The 23,342-nt window shown below is 74.5% G+C and carries 23 protein-coding genes and 3 pseudogenes; 13 read left to right on the top strand and 13 right to left on the bottom strand.

The window, feature by feature from the left end:
* Positions 1–50: 50 nt before the first annotated feature.
* Positions 51–368, bottom strand: coding sequence for an RDD family protein (locus ACI797_RS22760; protein ID WP_456861683.1), 318 nt, complete (start codon positions 366–368; stop codon positions 51–53).
* A 267-nt stretch (positions 369–635) separates the two neighbouring features.
* On the opposite strand from ACI797_RS22760, the gene glnA reads away from it, so the two are divergent.
* A complete protein-coding gene (gene glnA / locus ACI797_RS22755) occupies positions 636–2,072 on the top strand; it encodes a type I glutamate--ammonia ligase (protein WP_456861681.1) in 1,437 nt (478 codons plus the stop codon).
* A 286-nt stretch (positions 2,073–2,358) separates the two neighbouring features.
* On the opposite strand, the gene ACI797_RS22750 is transcribed toward glnA, so the two are convergent.
* Positions 2,359–2,802: a hypothetical protein gene (locus ACI797_RS22750; protein WP_456861679.1), complete on the bottom strand. Its 444-nt coding sequence runs from the start codon at positions 2,800–2,802 to the stop codon at positions 2,359–2,361.
* Between the two features lie 307 nt (positions 2,803–3,109).
* Positions 3,110–4,561 (bottom strand): wax ester/triacylglycerol synthase family O-acyltransferase, encoded by a 1,452-nt coding sequence (locus ACI797_RS22745; protein WP_456861678.1) that lies wholly within the window; start codon positions 4,559–4,561, stop codon positions 3,110–3,112.
* Between the two features lie 162 nt (positions 4,562–4,723).
* On the opposite strand from ACI797_RS22745, the gene ACI797_RS22740 reads away from it, so the two are divergent.
* Positions 4,724–4,888, top strand: a complete 165-nt coding sequence (locus tag ACI797_RS22740; protein ID WP_456861676.1) for a hypothetical protein — start codon at positions 4,724–4,726, stop codon at positions 4,886–4,888.
* Between the two features lie 2 nt (positions 4,889–4,890).
* The gene (locus ACI797_RS22735; protein ID WP_456861675.1) at positions 4,891–5,067 is read left to right on the top strand and encodes a hypothetical protein; all 177 of its coding nucleotides are present in this window, start codon (positions 4,891–4,893) and stop codon (positions 5,065–5,067) included.
* A gap of 202 nt (positions 5,068–5,269) precedes the next feature.
* Here ACI797_RS22735 and ACI797_RS22730 read toward each other — a convergent pair whose 3' ends face one another.
* From ACI797_RS22730 to ACI797_RS22705, 6 genes are all read right to left on the bottom strand, one after another.
* Positions 5,270–5,650, bottom strand: coding sequence for a hypothetical protein (locus tag ACI797_RS22730; protein ID WP_456861673.1), 381 nt, complete (start codon positions 5,648–5,650; stop codon positions 5,270–5,272).
* Positions 5,651–5,764: 114 nt separating this feature from the next.
* The gene (locus tag ACI797_RS22725) at positions 5,765–6,547 is read right to left on the bottom strand and encodes a DUF6544 family protein (protein ID WP_456861671.1); all 783 of its coding nucleotides are present in this window, start codon (positions 6,545–6,547) and stop codon (positions 5,765–5,767) included.
* A 68-nt stretch (positions 6,548–6,615) separates the two neighbouring features.
* The gene (locus ACI797_RS22720) at positions 6,616–7,032 is read right to left on the bottom strand and encodes a DUF4234 domain-containing protein (RefSeq protein WP_456861669.1); all 417 of its coding nucleotides are present in this window, start codon (positions 7,030–7,032) and stop codon (positions 6,616–6,618) included.
* 346 nt (positions 7,033–7,378) lie between these two features.
* Positions 7,379–8,950, bottom strand: coding sequence for a serine hydrolase domain-containing protein (locus ACI797_RS22715; RefSeq protein WP_456861667.1), 1,572 nt, complete (start codon positions 8,948–8,950; stop codon positions 7,379–7,381).
* 36 nt (positions 8,951–8,986) lie between these two features.
* Positions 8,987–10,402 (bottom strand): amidase, encoded by a 1,416-nt coding sequence (locus tag ACI797_RS22710; protein WP_456861665.1) that lies wholly within the window; start codon positions 10,400–10,402, stop codon positions 8,987–8,989.
* A gap of 25 nt (positions 10,403–10,427) precedes the next feature.
* On the bottom strand, positions 10,428–10,931 hold the full coding sequence (locus tag ACI797_RS22705) for a nitroreductase/quinone reductase family protein (RefSeq protein WP_456861663.1): 504 nt from the start codon (positions 10,929–10,931) through the stop codon (positions 10,428–10,430).
* A gap of 267 nt (positions 10,932–11,198) precedes the next feature.
* Between ACI797_RS22705 and ACI797_RS22700 the strand changes: the two genes are divergently transcribed.
* From ACI797_RS22700 to ACI797_RS22670, 7 genes and pseudogenes are all read left to right on the top strand, one after another.
* Positions 11,199–11,366 carry a hypothetical protein gene (locus ACI797_RS22700; protein ID WP_456861661.1) on the top strand — a complete coding sequence of 56 codons (168 nt, stop codon included), beginning with the start codon at positions 11,199–11,201 and terminating at the stop codon, positions 11,364–11,366.
* 29 nt (positions 11,367–11,395) lie between these two features.
* A pseudogene (locus ACI797_RS22695) lies at positions 11,396–12,160 on the top strand (VIT1/CCC1 transporter family protein); the annotation flags it as partial.
* A 37-nt stretch (positions 12,161–12,197) separates the two neighbouring features.
* Entirely contained in the window at positions 12,198–13,802 is a 1,605-nt protein-coding gene (locus tag ACI797_RS22690; RefSeq protein ID WP_456861659.1) for a serine hydrolase domain-containing protein, read from the top strand.
* A pseudogene (locus ACI797_RS22685) lies at positions 13,799–14,461 on the top strand (M20/M25/M40 family metallo-hydrolase); the annotation flags it as partial. The gene ACI797_RS22690 and the pseudogene ACI797_RS22685, both read left to right, overlap by 4 nt.
* An 89-nt stretch (positions 14,462–14,550) precedes the next feature.
* Positions 14,551–14,619, top strand: a pseudogene (locus ACI797_RS22680) (hypothetical protein); the annotation flags it as partial.
* Between the two features lie 147 nt (positions 14,620–14,766).
* A complete protein-coding gene (locus ACI797_RS22675; RefSeq protein WP_456861707.1) occupies positions 14,767–15,048 on the top strand; it encodes a hypothetical protein in 282 nt (93 codons plus the stop codon).
* 24 nt (positions 15,049–15,072) lie between these two features.
* Positions 15,073–15,588 carry a nuclear transport factor 2 family protein gene (locus ACI797_RS22670; RefSeq protein WP_456861657.1) on the top strand — a complete coding sequence of 172 codons (516 nt, stop codon included), beginning with the start codon at positions 15,073–15,075 and terminating at the stop codon, positions 15,586–15,588.
* Here ACI797_RS22670 and ACI797_RS22665 read toward each other — a convergent pair.
* Positions 15,533–16,252, bottom strand: coding sequence for a DUF6069 family protein (locus ACI797_RS22665; protein ID WP_456861655.1), 720 nt, complete (start codon positions 16,250–16,252; stop codon positions 15,533–15,535). The genes ACI797_RS22670 and ACI797_RS22665 overlap by 56 nt on opposite strands.
* Before the next feature lie 57 nt (positions 16,253–16,309).
* Positions 16,310–17,062 carry a hypothetical protein gene (locus ACI797_RS22660; protein ID WP_456861653.1) on the bottom strand — a complete coding sequence of 251 codons (753 nt, stop codon included), beginning with the start codon at positions 17,060–17,062 and terminating at the stop codon, positions 16,310–16,312.
* 42 nt (positions 17,063–17,104) lie between these two features.
* On the opposite strand from ACI797_RS22660, the gene ACI797_RS22655 reads away from it, so the two are divergent.
* On the top strand, positions 17,105–17,626 hold the full coding sequence (locus ACI797_RS22655) for a MarR family winged helix-turn-helix transcriptional regulator (RefSeq protein ID WP_456861651.1): 522 nt from the start codon (positions 17,105–17,107) through the stop codon (positions 17,624–17,626).
* Positions 17,627–17,851: 225 nt separating this feature from the next.
* On the opposite strand, the gene ACI797_RS22650 is transcribed toward ACI797_RS22655, so the two are convergent.
* Positions 17,852–18,430 carry a TetR/AcrR family transcriptional regulator gene (locus ACI797_RS22650; RefSeq protein ID WP_456861650.1) on the bottom strand — a complete coding sequence of 193 codons (579 nt, stop codon included), beginning with the start codon at positions 18,428–18,430 and terminating at the stop codon, positions 17,852–17,854.
* Positions 18,431–18,489: 59 nt separating this feature from the next.
* Between ACI797_RS22650 and ACI797_RS22645 the strand changes: the two genes are divergently transcribed.
* A complete protein-coding gene (locus ACI797_RS22645; protein ID WP_456861648.1) occupies positions 18,490–19,371 on the top strand; it encodes an alpha/beta fold hydrolase in 882 nt (293 codons plus the stop codon).
* Between the two features lie 312 nt (positions 19,372–19,683).
* The gene (locus tag ACI797_RS22640) at positions 19,684–20,409 is read left to right on the top strand and encodes a hypothetical protein (protein WP_456861644.1); all 726 of its coding nucleotides are present in this window, start codon (positions 19,684–19,686) and stop codon (positions 20,407–20,409) included.
* Here ACI797_RS22640 and ACI797_RS22635 read toward each other — a convergent pair.
* Positions 20,343–23,288, bottom strand: coding sequence for a BTAD domain-containing putative transcriptional regulator (locus ACI797_RS22635; protein ID WP_456861642.1), 2,946 nt, complete (start codon positions 23,286–23,288; stop codon positions 20,343–20,345). The two genes, ACI797_RS22640 and ACI797_RS22635, sit on opposite strands and share 67 nt — an antisense overlap.
* Between the last annotated feature and the right edge of the window lie 54 nt (positions 23,289–23,342).

Raw genomic sequence — 23,342 nt, 5'->3', positions numbered from 1 at the left:
GTTCGCGGAGTCCCACGGCGCGGTTCCCCCGGTCGTGGGACTCCGCACCGCTAGACCCGGACGACGGCGGTCTGGGTGAGGCGGTCGTGCAGGCCGCGGCCGTCGGCGTCGACCACCAGCGCCGGCACCAGCAGCATCAGCAGCGCCGTCCGGACGACGGCGCGCCACGGGGCCAGCCGCTCCCCCTCGCGCGGGTGCGCCATCCGCAGGCCGAGCAGCCGCATGCCGGGCGTCTGGCCGAAGAGCACGAGCGTGACGACCGTGATCGCCGCGAAGCTCACCAAGCTCCACAGGCCGGGCAGCTCGGGTGCGGTGAACAGGCCGGCGAGGAACGCCGAGGCGATCGCGTCGACGAGGTACTGCACCACGCGGGTGCTGAAGGGCGCCAGGGAGCCGGGCCCCTCCGCCGGGAGCCCCAGTGAGGCGCCGCGAGCGCGCGCCTGAGAGGGTGGCTCTGCTTCCCTGACCATGCCAGCCAGCGTAAGACCCGCGCGCGGCCAGGCCCCGCGCGCCGACGAGCAGCCACCGGCGACACGCCGGGGCCGGTGTTACCGCTCCGAAACACGAGGGACACCCGAGGGCAACTCCTCGCTCGTAGCGTCGCCACCGGCTGTCCGCCCACTACCGGAGGATCGATGTTCAACAGTCCCGACGAGGTCGCCGCTTACATCCGCGACAACGACGTCGAGTTCGTCGACGTGCGCTTCTGCGACCTGCCCGGCGTCATGCAGCACTTCACCATCCCGGCGTCGACGTTCGGCGAGGACACGTTCTCCGAGGGCCTCGGCTTCGACGGTTCGTCGATCCGCGGGTTCCAGGCCATCAACGAGTCGGACATGCTGCTGCTGCCCGACGCGAAGAGCGCCTTCGTCGACCCGTTCCGGGCGGCGAAGACGCTGAACGTCAACTTCTTCATCCACGACCCGATCACGCGCGAGGCCTACAGCCGCGACCCGCGCAACGTGGCGAAGAAGGCCGAGGCCTACCTCGCGTCGTCGGGCATCGCCGACACCGCGTACTTCGGTCCCGAGGCCGAGTTCTACATCTTCGACTCGGTCCGCTACGACACGGGCATCAACGAGGGCTACTACCACATCGACTCGGTCGAGGGCTCCTGGAACAGCGGCGCGCTGACCGGCGAGGACGGCGTCGGCCCGAACCTCGGCTACAAGACCCGCCCCAAGGGCGGCTACTTCCCGGTCGAGCCCTACGACCACTACAGCGACCTGCGCTCGGTCATGATGCGCAACCTGACCAACGCCGGGCTGGAGCTCGAGCGCGGCCACCACGAGGTGGGCACCGCCGGCCAGGCCGAGATCAACTACAAGTTCGACACGCTGCTGCGCGCGGCCGACAGCCTGATGCTGTTCAAGTACATCATCAAGAACACGGCCTGGCAGGCGGGCAAGACCGTCACCTTCATGCCGAAGCCGCTCTTCGGTGACAACGGCTCCGGCATGCACACGCACCAGTCGCTGTGGAAGGACGGCGAGCCGCTCTTCCACGCCGAGACCGGCTACGCGGGCCTGTCCGACACCGCCCGCCACTACATCGGCGGCCTGCTCGCCCACGCCCCGTCGCTGCTGGCCTTCACCAACCCGACGGTGAACAGCTTCCACCGCCTGGTGCCCGGCTACGAGGCCCCGATCAACCTGGTCTACTCGGCCCGCAACCGCTCGGCCTGCTGCCGCATCCCGATCTCGGGCGACAACCCCAAGGCCAAGCGCATCGAGTTCCGCGTGCCCGACCCGTCGGCCAACCCCTACCTCGCCTTCTCGGCGATGATGATGGCCGGCCTCGACGGCATCAAGAACAAGATCGAGCCGCCGGCGCCGGTCGACAAGGACCTCTACGAGCTGCCGCCGGAGGAGGCCCTGGGCATCGAGAAGGTGCCGGCCTCCCTCGACGCCGTCCTCGACAACCTCGAGACCGACCACGAGTACCTGATCGACGGCGGGGTGTTCACCCCCGACCTGATCGAGACGTGGATCGAGTACAAGCGGGAGAACGAGATCGACCCGATCCGCCTCCGGCCGCACCCGCACGAGTTCGCGATGTACTACGACATCTGAGTCGAGGGGGCGACACCGCCCCTGACCTGCACGTTCGCGCAGCCCCCGCCAGGGATTCCCCCGGATTCCCCTTGGCGGGGGCTGCGCTGCGTCCGGCGTGCCCGAGGGGGGCCGCCCAGCCGGCCCCTCGATCCTGGGCACGCCGATGCCCGAGCGCCGGCCCCGTGCCCGCCGCGTCGGCGAGCACGAGGAGTACGTCCGCGACGAGGACGCCCCTCCATCGCCGCCGCACCCCGTCGGAACAGGCGGGTCCGAGGGCGAGCAGTGCGGTGGGGAGCGCGAGCCTTCAGCCCTGCCTGCGGCTGAAGGCTGCCGTTGGCCAGGGTTGCCGGGCCAGGTGCAAGGCCCCCATCGCCAGAATCGGGTTGCCCGACGTGAAGAGGCCCAGTGGGGTGATACCGAGGGAAAAGGCGGCCGTGGCCAGCAGGCCGAGCCGGGCAGCCGGGTCGGGACTCAGGATCGCGGCGGCCACCCCCGTCTCCGCCACGGTCATGACCGTCCCGAAGACGCGGGGGGCAGGCTCCGTCAGGGCGAGCCCGGCGCGCCGGTACCACCCCCAGGGAGCACGCCGGGCGAGCATGGGGAACTGTTCCGGCGCCTTGACCGTGACGGTCCCGTTCCAGGCGAGACCCATGATCGCGAAGAAGATGCCCCAGGCGGGCCGCCCCACGACCGGCCGCCAGTAGGCGAGCCCGGTGAGCGCCGAGTAGACGGCCGCGGCGACGGCCATCTGCCGAACGTCGTCGGCCCTCGTAGGGCCGACCTCCGTAGGGCGCTGTGCTGTCGAGCTCATCGCACGTCCTCCCGGTGCCGGGTCGCAGCGCACTGGTGCCGTGGCTCGGTTCGGATGAACACCGACCCCTCCCGGATCGACCCAGGTCGTGCACGTCCAGGCTGTGGTGCGGTGGTCATCTGCTGCACATCCCGTGCTGGCGCGGCCCCATCCACCGATGACCGACGCGCGCCACGACGACGATCGCCAGCCCGACCGTCAGGCCGACGTCCCCGTGCGCGCCGAGCACTCAGCGGTCCGGAGGTCATGACGACGGACCACGCGACGGTGGGACTCGACGGTCCGCCGCCTGCTCGGGGGCCCGGTCGCTCCGGTCCCGGGGCGTCGGGACGGGGGACGGTGTCGCGGAGGTGGCCAGGTCCTGCAGCGCCGTACGCACCCCGTCGGCGAAGACCCCGACGTCCGAGCAGGCGTCCCGGTCGGCCACGGCGATGAGGGACAGCTGCCCGATGTAGGACAGCGCGCCGACGCCGAGGGTGAGGTTGCCGGTGATCGGCACGACCGGGATGAGTTCCAGCAGCGGCGCGCCGGCCAGGAACAGCTGCTGGGGCGGACCGGGCACGTTGGTGACGGACACGTTGTACGTCCACTGGCGTGTGCCCAGCCGCCAGGCGGCCCGCTGCAGGACGTCTGAGGGCAGCGCGTTGAGGCCCGGTGAGCGGGTGCGCTGCTTGCGGGCGCGGGTGTCGGTGGCGATCATCTGCAGCCGCCGCACCGGGTCAGGCTCGCCGACCGGCAGCGGTACCGCCATGACCGCGTCCTGGTTGCCCCGCGCAGCCCCGGTGCCCTCGGTGTGCAGCGACACCGGCACGAACGCCTTCAGCACCACGCCGTCGACGGGTTCGCCGCGGAACAGCAGCAGCTCCCGCAGGCCACCGGCGACGGCGGCCAGCAGCACGTCGTTGACCTTGCCGTCGTGGCCGTGCGCGATCCGCCTGGCCGTGTCCAGCCCGGTACGAACGACGGCGAGCCGCCGATGGGCACCGATCGGCCGGTTCAGACTCGTCCGTGGTGCCCGCTCCCCGAGGACGCTGCCCGTCGCCGCCGGCCAGGCGCGCCGCACCCGCCGGGCGGTGGCCACCGGGTGCGCCGCTGCGTGCAACGCGCGGCGCACCGTGCGGCCGCGCCGGCGCAGGTTGTCCCGCAGCAGCTCTCCGTCCGTGGGCGGGGGCGCCGGCGTCCACTCCAGCGCGGGCGGCAGCGGCGGGTCCGGCTCTGCGTCGAGCAGCGCGCGCAGCGTCGCCACCCCGGCCACGCCGTCGGCGAGCGCGTGGTGCACACGGATGTACACGCCCACCCGCCGCTGCGGCAGCCCGGTGAGGAACCACATCTGCCACAGCGGCCGGGACCGGTCGAACGGCCGGGCGCGCAGGTCCTCCACCGCACCCAGCAGCTGACCTTCGTCGCCCGGCGCTGGCAGCCTGATCTCGTTCACGTGGTCCGCCAGAGCGAACGCCGGCGCGTCGACCCACAGCGGGCCGCCCAGCCCCCACGTCGGGGTGTGCAGGACCTGGCGGAATCGAGGCACCCCGGGCAGGCGGCGGGTGATCGCCTCCCGGACCGCGTCGAGGCGCAGCCGGTCGTCAGCATCCAGCAGCCGGGTGCCGTCCAGGACGGCCACGGCACCGATGTCCAACGGCCAGCCCAGTTCATCGGGCCACAGGCCCATCCGGTCCTGCGCAGTCAGCCGGTCCATCACCACCACCGCCTGTGATCCGGTGACAGTCGATCCGAATGCTCCGCCTCAGCACGCGCCACCACCAGGGACACGCCCCGCCGGCTGCGACGGTGCTCGCCATGAGATCCGGAGACAGTCCGGGTCGCAGGGCTGTCCCACCCGCGGAGCAGGAAGGCACTCATGCCCGGGAGGTCGCAGGACGCGCCAGCGGGCGGGCGCGCCTACTTCGTCGCCGCCGTTGCCGACGACGAGGCCCACCGTCGTGGCGGGCACCGGGACGCCCTGGGCTGGGTGCTCGCCGACCTCGCCGCCGGGTGGCCCCTGCGCTACGACAGGGGCCGCTGAGCATGGCCGTTGCCGGTCGACCGGACCTGGCACGCGCCCTGGTGGCCGCAGCCGGCTTCATCCCGGCGTCCGTGGAGTACGGCGAGCACACGCCCGACGGCCGCCATGTCGGCGGGCAGTACCGCTGGGCCGGCACCGCTGACGAGCTGTGGGACACCGAGACCGCCATCGTCAACTGAGCGGCGCCGCCGGCGGCAGGGTGCGGCACAGGCGCTGCGCGCCTTCGCGCGCCAAGACGTCGGCCGTGGCGGACGGCGCACCGTCCATCGCCTCCTGGCGCCGCTGGGCGACCCGGGCGCCGCAGCGGTGTGATCCGACGGACCAACGTCGTGCTGGCCGAACACGACGGCTACCTGGTCTCCCTCACTGGAAAATCTCGGCCTACGCCTCGTGCGGTCCGCGTGCATAGGCCTTGACCGTCAGGAAGACGCCGACCCCGAACGGAACCGCGATCCCGGCGTACGCGGCCGGCCCCGCACGGCCCGTCTCCGCCGGCTGGGTGAACATCCGGACCAGCCCGCCGAGCATGGCCGCCCAACCGGTGAGGGTGAGCAGCACCGGCCACCTCGGCACCCACCGGTTGTGACCCCGTACGAGGGACAGGCCGGCGACGAACACGACCGAGCCGTCGAGGTAGCTGTCGAAGCGGTACTGCTCGCGCACCAGGTCCAGGTTCACCGCCTCCGATGCGGTGATCGCGATCAGGGCCGGACCCACCAGCCCGGCCAGGCGCCGCGACCGTTCCTCGGCCTCTCGGTGCACGGACCGGCATCCGATCCTTGAGAGGACGACCATCTCCTCCTCCTTCGGTGCTCGTGCCCCCATCCCTGCGGCGGGCGGCCGGACGACGTGGTCGGTGCAACCGCGAGCCGGCGCTCAGTAGCGCGCCGGCCGGTCCTGCTCCACGTCGGTGACCCGCCAGCGGATGTACGGATACGGCCCCGCGTCGTACTCCCAGCGCGCCTCGCCGACCGCAGGAACGCGGATGCCGCCGAACTCCCCGTCGGAGTCGTTCCTGTTCGCCCACGACTCGTTCCGGCCGTGCGCGTCGTTGTACCGGAGCGCCCGGGTCTCGATCAGCCGCCCCTCGGCACCGAAGAGGAACGTCATCGACGCCGTCAGTCCGCCGTGGCTCATGGTCGCCCGGGCGGCGTCCTCCTCCAGCGGCTCCCAGGTGACGTGGTCGGCCAGGGCCGCCGCGGGGAACCACTGCAGCTCCCCCAGGTAGCGCAGGAGATCGCCCTGGTCGAGGCCACCGCCGGTCTTGTCCGCGACCGGGAGAAGGGACAGCACGCGCATCTGCAGGCTCCCCTGACCGCCCTGGTACCGGTCACGCCCCAGGACCGAGACCAGCGGCGCCATCCGGAAGGCCGCCTTCCAGAGGAACCCGGGGGGATCCGTGGTGAAGTACTGCTCCGCCCGGTACGGCCGCCACCCCCGCCCGTCCATCTGGAAGTCGCCCTCCTGGCGCAGACGCACGGTGGTCGGCCGCTGCGTCCCGACGACGTCGGAGTAGCGCAGCCAGCGCTGGACCGGCTCCGGCAGCGGCGCGAGGTCCCCCTCGGTCACCGTCGCCGAGGCGGGAGGCCGCGCCTGTGCGAGCAACGCGTCGATCTCCCCGGCCATCCGACGCTCGAAGGCGACGCGGCTCGTGCCCACCGCTACCGTGCCCAGCCCCATCAGGCCGACTGCGGTGCTCGCGAGGAGGCCCGCCCGCCCGGCGGGGCTCATACGAGCGTCGTCTCGCGGACGCCGAGCCCCTGCCAGTACTGGTTGAGCGCGTTGTTCGTCCGGACGAACCAGATGAACGGGCCGACCAGGATGAGCATGCCGGGGAAGAACCAGAGCCCGGTGAGCGCGCTGACCGGCTTCTGGAGGCCGCGACGCTCGTGGAGCTGACCGACCTCGTTGCTCAACAAGAACGGCGTGACCACGCTGAAGAAGATGGAGATGACGAGGGCCCACACACCGCCGAGCCCTCGCCCGCTGTGCCGGCGCATCTCCTCGAAGACCTGGAAGTAGTACACGAAGGCCCAGATCCCGAAGGTGACGATGACCAGCAGGATCGTCATGCCGGTCGGGCGCATCCGGCCCAGCTCCCCGGTCGGCTGCGCGGGCTGGGCGACATCCGGCACACCCGGCATCGGTCGGTATCCATCGGGCTGCGCCTCGCTGTGCGGCTGCTGCCCGTACCGAGTGCCCGGCGCCTGCCGCTCGTACGGCGGAGGATCTGGAGTGGCTGGGGTCGACATGGCGGTTCCTCTCGGCGAGCGCCGCCGGTGATTCCGGCGTCCCCACGAAGCCAACCGCCGCCCTGGGCCGGCCGCTGCGGACCAGTGACCCGGGTCTGCGGGACCGAAGCCCGTGAGGGGCGCGGCAGGTCACGAGACCCGCGTCCGGGAGGCGGCACCCCGGCGTCATCGCCCGCTGCCGACCTCACGACCGATGGGCGGCACCGCCCCGGACCCCACATCGGGGCAGCCCCGCCTCCTACCGCCGGCTGGAGCGGACCGGGCCGGACCGCCCGCCCGTGGACGGGGCGCGGGACCGGCGGACGGCGGCGGTGGCCGCTACTGCGGCCGCCGCGGTGCCCATGGCCCACCTCCTGGGGTTCTCCCGGGCGGGTCGCTTCTCGAACGACATCAGGTCGTAGAACAGCCGCGGCGGGGAGCCCTCGGTGAACACGACGCGCATGTTCCAGCCGTACTGCGGGTGCGCGACGTGGAACACCCGCGGGTCGGAGGGGTCGTCGGGGTGCAGCACCATCCCGGCACGCATCCCGGGGACCGGCGTCAGCGGGGTCAGCACGAGCTCACGGTGCCGGACGCCCACCTCGATGCCCGCCCCCATCGCCAGCCGGGTGAACAGGTTGGTGTTCGGACCGGCGTCCGCGGCGTACCAGCCGCACAGCGCCGGCCACACCTCCGGGGAAGGGGCGACGTCGTCGCGGACGGGGTCCTCCGGCAGCCCGACCAGGAGCCGCACGAGTGCGTCGGCGAGCGGCGCGGGGGCGCCCCGGGCGTCCAGTCCGCCGGTGTTGCCCAGGACGACGACGCCGACCCCCTCGTCCGGCGCCATCCCGATCGCCGACAGGAAGCCCGAGACGATGCCGGTCTTGCCGATGAACGTCCGGCCCCGCTCCTCGTGCCGGTCGAAGCCCAGGCCCATGCCGGCCACCCGCGGATCGGGCCGGAAGTGAGCGTGGAACATCGAGGCCACGCTCTCCGCGGTGAGCACGCGGCCGTGCTCGCCGGCGCCACCGTGCAGCATCGCCGCCACGAAGCGCGACATGTCCCGGGCGGTCGAGTGGACGCCGCCACTGCCGGGTGTGGGCACCTCCCGGTACCGGACCGCCGCGAGCCGTCCGCGGCGGAGCGTGTACCCGGTGGCCAGCTGCGCCCGCAGCCGCTCGGAGAGCACCAGGTCGGTGTCCTCCATCCCCAGCGGGCCGAAGACGTGCGCACGCAGGTACCGGTCCAGCGGTTCGCCGGAGACGTCCTCCACGATCTGGCCGAGCGCGGCGAAGCCGTGGTTGCTGTACGCCCATCTCGTCCCCGGCTCGACGTCGACGGGCAGCCCGCCGCGGTAGAACTCGGCCATCGGCACGATCGAGCGGGCGAGGTTCCCCGAGCCGACGCCGGGGTGCAGAAGCAGGTCGGAGCGCCGCCGCCAGTAGCCGACGCCGGCGGTGTGGGTGAGCAGGTGGGCCACCGTGGCCGGCCGGAAGCCGGCGTCCGCAGGGACGAGCCGGAAGGCCCGCAGGCGGTCGGCGGCCGGGGCGTCGAGGTCGACCAGCCCCTGCTCGCACAGCTGCATCACCGCGACCGCGGTGAGGACCTTCGTCAGGGAGCCGACACGGAACACGGTCCGCTCGCCGGCCGGGCGTCCCGAGGGGACGTCGGCCACGCCGTGACCGAGGAACAGCGGCGGGGAGCCGGCACGGACGACGGCGACCGCGAGTCCGGCCGAGGGCCAGCGGCGCAGCGCCTGGGCGACGGCGCGGTGGAGGTCGGGCTCCGCCACGGCCGGTCCGCTGCGGTCCAGGTCGAGGGTGGTGGTCATGCTGCTGCTCCTCTCGGCGGCGCCGGTCCGGCGGGCCTATCGCGGGTCGATGGGCGTGAGGACCCCCAGCCGGTCCTCCAGGGCTGCCGCGGCATCCAGGCACAGGTCCTCGCGGTAGCGCGGGCCGATCACCTGCACCACCTGCGGCAGGCCGTCGGCGACGCCGACGGGGACGGCCGCGGCAGGCAGGCCGAGCGCGTTGACGGCGATCGCCATGCGCATGCCGCGCACGGTGTCGGCCACGGCCCCGTCGCCGAGATCGGTGCCGACCCGGAAGGGGACCTCGGTGGACACCGGGGCGACGACGAGGGGATGGGTCTGCTGGAACTCGCCCCAGCTGCGCAGCAGGGCGTGCCGGGTGGCGAAGGCGTCCATCGCGGCCACGGGGTCCAGCTCCCCCAGGACGTCGTAGAACTCCGCCAGGAACCGCCGGGTCTCGGCAGGCCACAACGGCGCCAACCCCGGCAGCGCCGCCCGCACCTCCGGCGTGTTCAGCATGTCCAGATCGGTTCTCGCCGCCAGGTCGATCGAGGGCGGCTCCACCTCCTCGACGACGTAGCCGGCCTCCTCGAGGACCCGGCCCGCCGTCCGCACGCCGTCCTGCACCTGCTCGGCCGTGCCCTGTCCGGCCGGGTCGAGCACCAGGGCCACCCGGAGCGGTCGTGCGGGTTCCGGGCCGCGCAGAGGTGCCGGTACCGACCACGGGTCGCGCCAGCTTTCCCCGGCCACCACCTCCAGCGCGGTCCGCAGGTCCGCCACCCGCCGGGCCATCGGGCCGACCACGACCGTCAGCTGGGCGCCGATCGGTGTGAACCCGGGGCCCGGGACGCTCGACGCGTCGGGGATGCGGCCCAGGGTGGGCTTCAGCGTGCTCACCCCGCAGCACTCCGCCGGGGAGCGCAGCGACCCGAGGCCGTCACCGCCCAGGCCGAGCGGGGTCATCCCGGTCGCCACCGCCGCGGCGTCCCCGCCGCTGGAGGCGCCGGCGGTGCGCGAGCGGTCCCACGGGTTGACCGTGGCGCCCCACAGCTCGCTCTCGCAGTGCCAGCGCACCCCGAAGGAGGCCAGGTTGGTGCGGCCGATCGGGATCGCGCCGGCGGCCTCCAGCCGCTCGACGGCGGGCGCGTCCCGGGCCGGGTACGCCCCGGTCAGCGCCCGCAGACCCTGGGTGGTCGGCGTACCCGCGAGGTCGACGAGCCCCTTGACGGTGAACGGCACACCGTGCAGCGGCCCCAGCTCGTCGCCGGCGGCGACCGCCCGGTCGGCGGCGTCCGCCGCGTCGAGCGCCTGTTCACCCAGGACGACGACGACGGCGTTGACAGCCGGGTTCACCGCCTCGATCCGCCGCAGGTGCGCCTCGACGACCTCGCGGCAGGAGGCCCGCCCGGACCGGACCGCCGCGGCCACCTCCACTGCTCCCAGCTGCCACAGCTCGGTGGTCGTGGACGTCATGGCTGCGTCTCCCGCGAGGTGCTGGTCAGACCGGCCCTGTGCGCTCCGGCGGTGGCGCGACGATGCGGAAGACGGGGTAGTCCGCGGCGATCCGCTCGAACTGCTCCAGCGGCGCCCGGCGGTCGACCGGGACGTGCGCCCGGGCACCCGGGGCGCGATCGAGGTACCGGCGCAGGACCGGCGCTCGGCGGTCGGGCTCGACCTCGTCGAGGAGGACCTCCTGCCGGCCCCGGTGGCGCAGCACGGCGCGGCCGTGCGCCGCGCGGACGTTGCGCACCCAGTTGCTGTCCTCGCCCAGCATGGAGACCAGGTAGCGCTCGCCGTCGACGTCGGCCACCACCACCGGCAACGAGACGGTCCGGCCGCTGCGCCGCCCGACCACCTCCAGCACGACGATGCGCGACGGGCCGATACCGCGCGCCGCCAGTGCCGCCTGAGCCCGGTTGAGCAGGCCGGCCAGCCGGTGCGGCCGCTTCCCCCGGTACAACCGGCGCCGCCACCGGGCGACCTCGGTGCGCGTTCCGGCCACCTCCGCCCTCCTCCCCCTCGGCAGGAGCAGCGTGGCCGCCGTCGAGAGGCCCGGGCAGTGGCTCACGGCACCACCCCGGTGCGCCGTTGGTCCCGGATCGACCGGCGACAGGACGGGAGCGATGACCACCGACCGGGGTCTGGCTGATGGCGCCGAGAGGGGACCTACGCCCCGGTGCCGTGGTCGGATGACCGTCCCCGCCCCGTGACTGTCGAACTTCGCCTTGATCGCCGGGGTGGCCGGCGCGGGCGGGGAGAGCGGAACCTGGTGCTGGCGGGGCTGGCGGGGCTGGCCGGGCTGGCCGGGCTGGCCGGGCTGGCCGGGCTGGCCGGGCTGGCCGGGCTGGCCTTCTCGGTGGCCGCGGGCGAGTACACCTCTGTCGCCGCGCGGGCGGAGCTCGCCCGAGCTGAGCTGGACGTGGACGGCGTGAACTGAGCACGAATCCGTAGGCGGAGCAGGAAGAGCCGACGCAGCGGTACGTCGCCCTGGGCGTCGACGTCGAGGTGGCGGAGCAGTTCGCCCGCCAGCTGTCCAGGAAGCCGGAGGAGGCGTGGGTCGTCCACGCCCGGGACGAGCTGGGCGGGGATCCAGGCGGCCTGCCCTCTCCGATCCTCGCTGCGGTGGCGTCCTTTCCGGCCTTCGCGGCCGGCGCGCTGATGCCGCTGGTCCCGTACCTGCTCGGTGCGGCGAGCCTCCTGCCCGCGCTGGTCGTCTCGGCGGTCGGCTTGTTCGCCGCCGGGGCGCTGGTGTCCCGCGTGACCACGCGCTCGTGGTGGTGGACCGGGATGCGGCAGCTGCTGATCGGTGGCTCCGGCGCCGCCCTGACGTACGTGCTGGGGACCCTCGTCGGCACCGGCGCGGGGCCGACGGGTCATGCTTCCGGATGGAATCCGTGCCGGGACCCGGACGACGGCGCAGCGCCTGCTCAACGCCGTCCAACGCCCCGACGTGTACCGCGAGGTGGTCGTCCCATCCGCCGGGATCACGGCCGTCGGCCTGCACGACCAAGGTCACTCGCCCGTGCCAGGCTGACCCACGGGGCCGCCGTCCTGCCTGTGCGAGACCCGATCCGAACCGTGGACCCCGCCGGCTGGGCCCGTGAACTGCTCCCCTGGTCGCGGCGGGGGAAACAGGCACGTCGGCCCTGCCGGTCGGGGTCGCTCGCCCCCTGCCCTCCCGGCCATGCCCGAGCAAGGTGGGCGCCCGGGAGGGTGCGGGCTCTCCGGTGACACGGGCTGTCGGCCCGGCTGGGGTGGAGGAGGAACCGTGACGCAGGTCAGCCAGGCGGAGATGAAGTCCTGGGTCGGCGAGATCCTCAACCGCTGGCCGTCGGTCGGTCTCGCGTTCGGCGTCGTGCGCGACGGATCCCTGGAGTTCTTCTCCGCGCACGGCCTCGCCGACATCGAGACTCGGACCCCGATCGCGGAGGACACGGTCTTCCGGATCGGCTCGATCACCAAGACCTTCACCGCCGTCGCGGCGATGCAGCTGGTGGAGCGGGGCCTCGTCGACCTCGACGCACCCGCCGACGAGTACCTGCGCGCCTACCGGCTGGTCCCAGCCGATCCCGACTGGCGACCGGCCACCGTCCGGCACCTGCTGACCCACACCGCAGGCATCGGCGAGCAGGTCCCCCGAGCCGCCGCCCTGCGGCGGGACTTCGGCGTGACCGTCCCGATGGGCCGCCCCGTTCCCACCCTGGCCGAGCACTACCGAGGACACGTCCCGCTCGACACGGAGCCCGGCACCCGGTTCCGGTACACCGACCACGGCCCGGCCACGGTGGGGCAGATCGTCGAGGACGTGACCGGGGTGCCCCTGGACCGGTACCTGCGCGAGCACGTCTTCCTGCCGCTCGGCATGACCTCCACCGACCTGCTGCGGTCCGAGATCGTCCGGCCCCGGGTCGCCACCGGCTACGTGCTGCGCGCCCACGGGCCCCGGGCGGTGACCGAGCGCCAGTTCCTGACCGCCGCCGCCGGCTCCGCCTACTCCACGCCCCGGGACATGGCCCGCTACCTGCAGGCCCTCCTCGGCGGCGGCGGCAACGAGCACGGCTCGGTGCTCGAGCCGGCGACGCTGGCCGGCATGTTCGAGGCCCAGTACCGACCCGATCCGCGGCTCGCGGGTGTGGGCCTGGCGTTCCTCCGCGGCGACGCCGGAGGCCACCTGACGGTGGAGCACCAGGGCACCCTCCCCGGGTTCAAGTCGCAGATCTTCCTCGCCCCCGACGACCGGATCGGGGTCATGGCGTTCAGCAACGGCACCATCCGCGGCGAGACATGGCTGCCGGTCGAGACGAGCCGGCTGCTCAGCGAGCTGATCGGCGCGCCCCCGGCAGCCGTGCGAGGCGACGTTCCCCAGCATCCCGAGGTCTGGGGCGAGCTCTGCGGCCGGTACCCCGTCGCCGTCCCGCTCTCCGACGTGCGGATCAAGGCCTTCCTCGGCGCGGGATTCGAGGTGTTGGTCCGCGGCGGCCGGCTCCACCTCCGGTTCCTGAGCCCGATACCGCCGCTCTACAGGGGCTTCGCGCTGCACCCGGACGACGAGACCGACCCCTACGCGTTCCGCATCGAGTTCGGCGGGCTGGGCATGGCCACCATTCCCATGCAGGTGGTGTTCGGCCGCGATCCCGACAGCGGGACGGTGACCGTCCACGTCGATCTGCAGTCGGTGTCCGCGGAGAAGCAGCCCGCGCGTACCCACCCCGGGCGGTGGATCACCGGCGCACTGATCCGCCCCGCCGCGGCGGTCGCCGGCAGCAGGCACCGCGGTGTGCACCGGTCCCAGGACGCGTCCCAGACGGTCGCCGTGGTACCGGGGACTGAGCCGCGCGGAAGCAGGGAGCCGGAACCCGCGGAGCACCGATGACCGCCACGCAGACCCCTACCGCCCGCGTCGCCACGGTGCTCGCCGGGCTGAACGACGTGCGCGGCAGGCAGGAGGGGCTCTACCGGGATCTGCACCGGCACCCGGAGCTGTCGCACCAGGAGCGACGCACCGCGCAGCAGGTGGCCGTGCGGCTGCGGACGGCCGGGTTCGAGGTCCACGAGCGGGTCGGCGGCACCGGCGTGGTCGGCGTCCTCCGCAACGGAGCCGGCCCCACGGTGCTGCTCCGAGCCGACATGGACGCCCTGCCGGTGCCGGAGGCGACCGGCCTGCCCTACGCCTGCACGGCCACCGCCACCGACCCGGACGGCAACGACGTACCGGTGATGCACGCCTGCGGCCACGACCTGCACGTCTGCTGCCTGCTCGCCGCCGCCCAGGACGCCTGGCAGGGGACTCTCGTGACGCTGTTCCAGCCGGCCGAGGAGACCGGCAAGGGCGCGCGAAGCATGCTCGACGACGGGCTGGCCGCCCTCATCCCCGCTCCGGACGTCGCCCTGGCCCAGCACGTGCTGCCCTTCCCCGCCGGCGTGGTCGGCACCCACGCCGGCCCGATGCTCGCCGCCGCCGGCAGCCTCCGCATCACCGTGCACGGTCGGGGCGGCCACGGCTCCACACCCCACACGACGGTCGATCCGGTGGTGCAGGCCGCGGCCATCGTGCTGCGGCTGCAGACGATCGTCGCGGCGAGACCGAGCCCGGGGAGACGGCCGTCCTCACCGTCGGCAGCATCCACGCCGGCAGCAAGAGCAACGTCATCCCCGACTCCACGGAACTGCGGGTCAACATCCGCAACTTCAGCGAGTCGACGCGCACGGCGACGCTGGACGCCATCCGCCGCATCGTCACCGCCGAGTGCGCCGCATCCGGTTCCCCGCGGGACCCCGAGTTCCAGCTGTACGACCGGTTCCCGGTCACCGACAACGACGCGGCCACCACCGCTCGGGTGGCCGAGGCGTTCACCGCCTTCTTCGGCGACAGGGCCGTCCCCATCCCGCAACTGCCCGCCAGCGAGGACTTCGGCGAGATCCCCACCGCGCTCGGCGCGCCCTACACCTACTGGGCCATCGGCGGCACCGACCCGGGCGCTTTCGGCGCAGCCGAGCAGGCCGGCCGGGTCAACCAGGACATCCCGGTCAACCACTCCGCCGCCTTCGCACCCGCCGTCCAACCGACCCTGGACACCGGCACGCAGGCCCTGGTGGTGGCGGCACTGGCCTGGCTGTAGCCCGACGGGCGAGGTGGACGCGCGGTGACGACGGGATCGCAGGCCCGACGACAGACGTGGGAGGGAGTGGTGGAGTTGAGCAGTACGGGGGGACGCGAGGAACTCACAGCCTGGTTCGACGCCTACCTCGCCGCCCTGAACGCGCACGACATCCCGGCCGTGCTCGAGTTCATGACCGATGACGTCGTCTACACGGACATGGCCGTCGGCGAGCGCATGGAGGGCCGCGCCGCGACCGGTGAGTTCCTCGGCCGCATGGCGACGAGCGTCTCCACCGACTACCGCTTCGACAACGAGCAGGTCCTCCTCGACGGGGAGTCATTCGCGCTGGTCTGGACGATGTCGGGCACCAAAGACCGTGGGGACGAACAGGCCGGGGTTCCCGCAACTGGACGCCGCTTCCGGGTTCCCGGTGTCTCGATCGGACGGCTGCGCGACGGCAAGGTGGTCGAGCAGCGCGACTACTGGAACATGGCCGGCTTCCTCATGCAGGTCGGTCTGATGCCCGCGCCGCCGGGCCCGGCTCCAACGATCCACTGAGGCGACGGGAGCCGCAGCAGAACCTCCATCGCGGCGGCGGCGGGCAGGGCGAGGGCCAGCAGTGCCGGCCACAGCGCGCCGGTGACGCCAACGCCCCCCCACCAACAGTGGACCGGCGAAGGCGCCGACCTGGCCCAGGGCCTTGTGCACGCCGAGGCCGCCGCCGGGTCCGACCGGGCTGGCGGCGTGGGCCAGCCGGGTCGACCTGGCCCTGCGGGGCACCGCCTTGCTCGTCCCGTCCGCGGGAGCGCCGGCCGGTGACGGCCGGGAGGACCACGGCGGCGGGCAGCAGGTGCAGCAGAGCCAGCCCGGCCTTCGTCTCGGTCTCGACGTCCAGCGAGAGGGGCGCCCACAGCGACAGCACGGCGAACGCCCATCCCGCGACCGAGAGCCGACGGAGTTGCCCCGGCCGGTCCCGGAGCAGCGCCGCCAGGCCGGTGGCGGCCACGGCAGGGACGAGGGTGACCGCGACCACCGGCCCTGCCTCCAGCGACCGGAGGCCCTCGCCGGGCCGGGCCACGCGCAGGTCGACGTCGAACGGCCCGCGTAGCAGCAGATAGGCACCAAGGTTGGCGGTGACGGCGCCGGTCACGGCGGGAAGACCACGACCCCGGAGGAAGGAGGTGGACCCGCGCTGGATGGTGCCGGTCGAGAAGACGGACATGACGGACTCCAGGAAGGTCGGGCGGACGGCGTCCCGGACGCCGGGCGGAGATGGCCGTCAGCCACGGCGGGAGCGGAGCGCGACCAGCGTCGGCACCGCTGCTGCGGCCGCCACCCCGGCGGCGACCGGGCGCCGGCGCTGACCGGCCGCGATGCCACCGAGGGCCCACAGGACGATGGCACCGAGCAGCCGGGCGGTCAGCGTGCGGGCATCCCCGGCGCGCACCGCGGCAGCGCCGAGCGCGCCGAGGGCGGTCACCGCCGCCGTCGCCGTCGACCGCTCGGCACGGCCCGTCGCGCCGATCCCGCGGGCCTTGAGCATCGCGACCAGGTTGACGCCGGTGGCTGCGGCCCCCCAACCGGCGAGCAGGCTGAACGGCGGGGCGACCAGCCAGCGCTCGGCGCTGTCGAGCCCCCGAGTCCGCTCCACCGCGTTCACCCTTCGCCAGGCGGTCCCGGCCGCTCCAGCGATTCCGGTCAGGGCCAGCTGGGCGGCCCAGAACCGGCGGGTCGCCACCAGCGGCGCCCACACCGCGGTGCTCCCAAACGCAGCGACCGGGGCCCAGCCCAGTCGCGGTGGCAGTGGCCGGGAGCCGCCCGCCTGGTAGGCGGCGAAGCCGAGCGAGGACGCGAAGACCGGCCCCCAGATCGCGAAGGTCCCGGCCGCCGGCATCACCCGCGTGTCGGGGACCACCGGCCCGGTGACGGTGGCCAGCCGTCGCGCCAGCAGGGAGGGGAGCGCGACCTGGCCGACGGCTGCGGCGGCGACCGCCAGGCGGGGACCGATGGAACGGGATGACGCGTTCGGCATGACGACCTCCGGAGTGTGGATCCCCCGCTAGGCTGGGCCAGTGTGACGCTCGATCAAATAATTCGATCATCGAATGATTCGATGACCGAGCATACCTCCGACCACCCCGGAGTCAAGCGCGTCCTGGCACTGCTGCACGAGACCAGCGAGGCGATGACCCGGCTCGCCCAGCGCCTGGCCGAGGAGAGCGGCACCCATCCGACCGACCTCACCGCCGTCTCGGTGCTCGCGCGACGGGCCGACCGTCCACTGACCGTCAGCGAGCTGAGCCGCGAGATGGGCCTGTCGCGGGCCGCGACGACCAGCCTGGTGGACCGCCTGGAACAGGCCGGGCACGTCCAGCGGGTGCGGAGCGAGGGCGACCGCCGGCAGATCCACCTGCAGGTCACCGAGACCGCGCACACCGCCGCCGATGCGGTGCTGGGCGATTTCCTCGCCCGCACCCGGGCGGCGCTCGCGGACTACACCGACGACGAACTCGCCACGGCTGCACGCCTGCTGGCCGACGTCACGGCCGCGTTGACCCCCGACGGAGACGCGGACGGTCCGCCACCGCGGACCTGACCCACCTCCCCGAGCCTCGCGATCCCCGACACCGACACCAGCCGTCGCCGTCATGACGGACGACGCACGACACGCCCGGGAGGAGACACCGCCGGCCGACCTGGCCGCACCGGCCCTGACAGCAGCAGCCGGACGCCGTCCCGAGCCAGGCCCGTGGCGCCGGCCCATCACCGCGGGCCTGATCCGCCGGGACGATCGTCGGTGCGCTGCGCCGCAACCGCGCGGTCAGCGTCCGATCTCCGCGGCCAACCACGCCACCGCGCGGTCGGCCACGTCGGGCGCCACGAGGAAGCGCAGCAGCAGCAGACCGTCGATCGTGGCGAGCACACCGGCCGCGGCCGCCGCCCGATCGTCGTCCGCCACGTCCAGGCGCTCCTCGAGCCACGTCCGCCAGCCCTCGGCGACCGCGGCCGCCACCGTGCGGAACGGCTCCTGGCCGTGTGCGGCGAGGCCGCTGATCTCGACGTACAGCCGCAGGTGGCGGTCGACCCGGTCCGAACGGAGCGCCGCCTCGGCTGCCCTCAGCAGCGCGGCGGGCGACAGGGCTCGTTCCGGAAGGATCTCCGACAGATGGTCCTGCAACTGGGTGCTCACCTCGGCGAGGACAGCCGCGAGGAGCTGCTCCCGGCTGCCGAAGTAGTAGAGCAGCATCCGATCGCTCGTCCCGAGGGACGCCGCCAGGGGGCGGAGCGACAGCGTCGTCACCCCGCGGTCGAGGACGTGCTCCACCGCGCCGGCGAGGAAGGCGGCTCGCTGTTCGGGCCGGCCACGGCCGAGCCCGTCTGATCCTCTGGACGGATCCATGTAGCAGACGCTACATTGACCATGGCTTGTAGCAGTCGCTACACACCCAGGAGGATGAGATGACCCAGCAGCTCCAGGTCCCCACCCGGGTCGGACCCGTGCCCGTACGGATCGCCGGCACGGGGCCGCCGGTGCTCGCCGTCCACGGCCTGCTGGTCGACGGCCGCCTGTGGGACGGAGTCGCCGAGCACCTCCGCGACACCGTGCAGCTGGTCATGCCGGACCTGCCGCTCGGCGCCCACCGGCGGCCCGTGCCGAACCGGTCTCGGCTCACTCCCGTCGACATCGCCGACGCGCTGTTCGACGTCCTGGACCACCTGACGCTCCGGGGCGCCGTGCTGCTCGGGCACGACACCGGTGGGGCACTGGCCCAGATCGCGGCCAGCCGACGGCCGGACCGCGTGGCCGGACTCGTCCTCGCCGGCTGTGACGCCTTCGAGCACTTCCCGCCACCACTCCTGAAACCCCTGCCCGCACTGGTCGCGCTCCCCGGCGTCACCCGCGCGTTCGTGCGCGCGCTCGCCGTCCCCCCGCTGCTCGCCGATCCCGGCCGGCTCAACCTCTTCACCGCGCGCGGATTCGGCCGGCGGTGGACCGCGGACCTGCTCCGTCCGGCACGCACCGACCCTGCCGTCCGGGAGGACCTGCGCGCCTTCGTGCGCACGATCCGCCCGCGCACCCTCCTCCAGGCAAGCGATCGGCTGGCCGACCTCCCCGGCCAGGCTGCGGTCGTGTGGGGACGGCGCGACCGGGTCTTCCCGCCCCGGGACGCCGAGCGGCTGGCGGCCCTTCTCGGCACCACCGTCACCTGGCTCGACGACGCGCTCACGTTCGTGCCCCTCGACCGCCCCGACGCGGTCGCCGACGCCGTGCGCGACGTCCTCCCGAGGGCTGCCGTGCTGGAGCACCCGACGGGGGACGGATCGAGGTCAGCCATGTGAACAACAGGTCGGCCACACGCGGCGGTGCGGCTTCGCTCACCGCCGCGCCGGCTGACCTTGCGCGCGCAGCGTCGGCCCATGGTGACCCAGCGGGACGACGGGACGATCAACCGGCCAGCGGCCGTCGTTCACCCCCGGCTCAGGGTGGGCACGCGATCGGTCGGGGGTGCCCACTCCCCCACGCCGATCCCTCCCACGACCCGCGGATGCCGCCGTGACAGCGGGCCGACAGGGGCGCGACACCGGCCGGCCCGAGCGTGTGCCACGGCGACGGACCCGCCGCCGTCCACCCGCATCCGGAGATGACCCCTGATGTCCTCCACAGCTGCACGTCCGTCCCCCGGCCGGGCCGCCCGGCTCGGCCTGTTCGCCCTGCCGGCCTACGGCGTCCTCCTGGGCCTGAGCACGCTCACCCACCAGCCGTCCGTGGACGACTTCGACGCCTACGCGCGCTACGTCACCACCGACGTGTTCCTGGTCAGCCACCTGGGCGCGAGCATCCTCGGCGCCGCCCTGGCGGTGCTCGGCGCGGTGGCGGTCACCGCCCACCTCGTCCGCGGCCGGGCCGCGCGCACCGCCGTGGCCGGGCTGGTGCTCACCACCGTGTCCAACGTCTTCCTCGCCGCGACGTTCGGCAGCGCGGCGTTCGTCCAGCCGGGCATCGGGCGGGCGCACCTCGCCGGCGTCCCGGGCATGGCGGAGCTCAACGCCGACACCGCCTACGGGCCGGCGTTCGTCGCCACGGCCCTGACGGCCACCTTCTCGCTCATGGTGTCGGCAGTGGTGCTGGGGACGGCGGTCGCGCGCACCGACGCCCGGCTGCGGTGGCCGGGCGTCGCCTACGCCGTCCTGGTCCCGCTGTTCGCGCTGACCGGCTTCGTCCTCCCGTCGGCCCAGGCCACCACGGGGTTCGCCCTGGCCCTGGCCACCGCGGCGCTGGCGGTGCAGCTCCCCCGGGTCGTCGCGGCAGGTCAGCAGGCCGCGCCCGCGACACGTGCCGCGGCGATCCCGGTCAGCAGCTCGTCGGCCGAGCTCTGACGCCCCGCCCGCAGGGCCGGGTCGGAGCGGTCGCCGAGAGCCTCGCGCAGCACCGGCCACCAGCTCGCCAGCCGGCGGCCCTGCAGCGCGGTCCGGGGGACGCCGACGTCGTCGCGCAGCTGCTCCGCGCCCCCGAGCAGCCGCGCGGCGGCGTCGGCGTCGTCGGGCGCGAGGGCCTCGGCGAGGAGCTCCAGGCTCTCGGCGAGTGCGGCCGTCTGGCCGAGCTCGCGCGCGCCGCCGGCCGCCCGCAGGAACAGCTCGGTGGCCGCGGCCCGGTCGCCCTCGGCCAGCGCGACCTGGCCCAGGGTCTGCTGCGCCGCCGCGAGGCCCTCTGGGTTGCCGACCGACTCGTAGATCGCGAGGGCCTCGCGGGCCAGCGCACCGGCCTCGGCCGGGTCGCCCGCGGCGAGGCAGGTGCGGGCGTGCTGGTCGAGGCAGAGCGCCACGAGGTGCCGGTCCCCCGCCCGGCGCAGCACGTGCCGGGCGTCGAGCAGCAGCTGCCGGGCCGGGCCGGTCTCGCCCCGGTCGAGCGCGGTCCGGGCGCGCAGGACCAGCGCCAGGCCCGTACCGCTGTCGAAGGCGTCCGCCCGGAACAGCGCGACGGCCCGGTCCTGCGCCGCGGCCGCCTCGTCGAGCCGGCCGAGCGCCCAGGTCGCCGTCCCCAGGTGCAGCGAGCTGAAGGCCTCGCCCCGCACGTCGCCGACGGCGGCGAAACCGGCGGCCGCCCGCCGGCACTCCGCCTCGGCCGTACGGAGGTCACCGACCGACTCGGCGTGCATGCCGGAGGCGAGGTGCAGGCCCGCGTCGAGGCGCGGGCCGTGCGGGCCGGCCGCCCGCGCCTCGGCGATCCACCGCCGGGCCTCCGCGAAGGAGCCCTCGTAGGACCAGAACCAGGACAGCGAGCAGACCAGCTGCGCGCCCAGCTCCGGGCGCGGCGCCGGCCCGCCCAGGCAGTGGCGCAGCGCCGCGCGCAGGTCGGCGGCCGCCGTCCGCAGCTCGGCGAACCAGCCGGGCTGGTCGGCGCCGCGGATGCCGCGGTCGGCCTCCTCGGCGAACGCGGCGTACCAGCGGGCGTGCCGGTCGCGGGCGGCCCGGAGCTCGGCCGGGTCGGCCGCCAGGCGCTCGCCGGCGGCGGCCCGGATCGTGTCGAGCAGCCGGAAGTGGTCGTCCTCGGCCGGGGCCACCAGCGACTGGCGGACCAGGCTCAGCAGCAGCCGCAGACCGTCGGTCGGCAGCCCCGCGCCGGCGACCTCGACCGCGGCCTCCAGCAGGAAGGGGCCGGCGAAGACCGACAGCCGGTCGAGGAAGGCCGCCTCCTCGTCGGAGAGCAGCCCGTAGCTCCACTCGACCGCCGCCCGCAGCCCGGCGTGCCGGCCCGCGGCCCCGTCGCCCTCCCCGACCAGGCGCAGGCGGTCGCCCAGCACCTCGGCGATCTTCGCCGGGCTTAGCGCCGCGGCGTGGCCGGCAGCGAGCTCCACGGCGAGCGGCAGCCCGTCGAGCAGCCGGCACACCCGCGCGACGTCGTCGGCGTTGGCCGCGGTGAGCGCGAAGCCGGGCCGCACGGCCGCCGCCCGGTCGGCGAACAACCGCACCGCATCGGCGACCGGCAGCGGCGGCACCGGCCACGACACCTCGCCGGGCAGGCCCAGCGGCCGGCGGCTGGTGGCCAGCACCCGCAGCGCGGGGCAGGCCGGCAGCAACCCGGCGACGAGCCGGTGGACCTCCTCGACGACGTGCTCGCAGGTGTCGAGCACGAGCACCACCTCACGGCCGCCGATCCACGCCCGCAGCTCCGCAACCGCGTCGGCCGTGGACAGCCCCGTGCCGACCGCGGCCGCCACCGCGACCTCGACGCCCGGTCCCGGACCGACGGCGGCGAGGTCGGCCCACCGGACGACGTCCTGCCGGTCGCGCACCGCCTCCACGCCGAGCCGCGTCTTACCGGCACCGCCCGGCCCGGTCAGGGTGACCAGCCGGTGCGCCGCGAGCAGCCGCCGCACCGCGGGGATCGCCTCCTCGCGCCCGACCAGCGTGGTCAGCGGCACCGGGAGCTCGGGCGCCGCCGCCGGTGCGGGCGGCGCCGGGGTCGGGTGGACGGCGACCGGCTCGGGAGCGGCGGCCACCGCTCCGGGCGGCGCCGGGTCGAGCGCGGGGTCCTGGCGCAGGATCTGCTGCTCGAGCTGCTGCAGGGCCGGCCCCGGGTCGAGGCCGAGCTCGTCGACAAGGGCGGTCCGGGTGGCCTCCAGTGCGCGCAGCGCGTCGGCCTGCCGCCCGGCCCGGTAGAGCGCGAGGGCGTGCAGGCCGTGCAGCCGCTCGCGGAACGGGTGCTCGCGCACCAGCGGGCCGAGGTCGGGCAGCGCCTCGTCGTGCCGGCCCATGGCCAGCAGCCCGGCGGCCCGGACCTCGTACGCCTGCACCCGCAGCTCGTCGAGCCGGGCGATCTCCCCCTGCGCGAAGGCGTCATCGGCCGCCTCGCTCAGCGCCGGACCGCGCCAGAGCGCCAGCGCCTCCCTGGCGAGGCGGACCTGCTCGGCCGGGCCCGTCCCGGCGGCCGTCACCGTCCGGACCGCCTCCTCGAAGCGGAACAGGTCCACCTCGTCCCGGGCGACCGCCAGCCGGTAGCCGGCGGGGCCGCGCTCGACCCGCACGCCGGCGCCGGGGAGCGTCCGCCGCAGGTAGGAGATCAGCAGGTGCAGGGCGTTGTCGGCGTTCACCGGGGGCTCGTCGCCCCAGAGCTGGTCGACCAGCGTCGCCTGGGCCACCGGGTCACCCCGCTGGAGCAGCAGCGACAGCAGCAGCCGGCGCGGCCGCCCGCGGCGCACCTCGACCGGGCGGCCCTCGTGCCACACCTCCAGCGGGCCCAGCACCAGCAGGTTCACCGACCGGCCCCCGGACGACAGACGGATGACAGCGACGGGCGCGAAGCTACCCCC

The sequence above is a fragment of the Geodermatophilus sp. SYSU D00691 genome (assembly GCF_054050275.1).
The sequence above is the reverse complement of the archived record's forward strand: the minus strand, read 5'-3'. Positions and strand labels throughout refer to the sequence as shown.

Coding starts and splice junctions, on each gene's coding strand:
- ACI797_RS22745 (WP_456861678.1), bottom strand. CDS start 4,561: ATGGACCGGCTGACTGCGCAGGACCGGATGGGCCTGTGGCCCGATGAA.
- ACI797_RS22660 (WP_456861653.1), bottom strand. CDS start 17,062: ATGCCGAACGCGTCATCCCGTTCCATCGGTCCCCGCCTGGCGGTCGCC.
- ACI797_RS22750 (WP_456861679.1), bottom strand. CDS start 2,802: ATGGCCGTCGCCGCGGCCGTCTACTCGGCGCTCACCGGGCTCGCCTAC.
- ACI797_RS22740 (WP_456861676.1), top strand. CDS start 4,724: ATGCCCGGGAGGTCGCAGGACGCGCCAGCGGGCGGGCGCGCCTACTTC.
- ACI797_RS22715 (WP_456861667.1), bottom strand. CDS start 8,950: ATGACCACCACCCTCGACCTGGACCGCAGCGGACCGGCCGTGGCGGAG.
- ACI797_RS22720 (WP_456861669.1), bottom strand. CDS start 7,032: ATGCCGGGTGTGCCGGATGTCGCCCAGCCCGCGCAGCCGACCGGGGAG.
- ACI797_RS22640 (WP_456861644.1), top strand. CDS start 19,684: ATGTCCTCCACAGCTGCACGTCCGTCCCCCGGCCGGGCCGCCCGGCTC.
- ACI797_RS22710 (WP_456861665.1), bottom strand. CDS start 10,402: ATGACGTCCACGACCACCGAGCTGTGGCAGCTGGGAGCAGTGGAGGTG.
- ACI797_RS22645 (WP_456861648.1), top strand. CDS start 18,490: ATGACCCAGCAGCTCCAGGTCCCCACCCGGGTCGGACCCGTGCCCGTA.
- glnA (WP_456861681.1), top strand. CDS start 636: ATGTTCAACAGTCCCGACGAGGTCGCCGCTTACATCCGCGACAACGAC.
- ACI797_RS22650 (WP_456861650.1), bottom strand. CDS start 18,430: ATGGATCCGTCCAGAGGATCAGACGGGCTCGGCCGTGGCCGGCCCGAA.
- ACI797_RS22665 (WP_456861655.1), bottom strand. CDS start 16,252: ATGTCCGTCTTCTCGACCGGCACCATCCAGCGCGGGTCCACCTCCTTC.
- ACI797_RS22735 (WP_456861675.1), top strand. CDS start 4,891: ATGGCCGTTGCCGGTCGACCGGACCTGGCACGCGCCCTGGTGGCCGCA.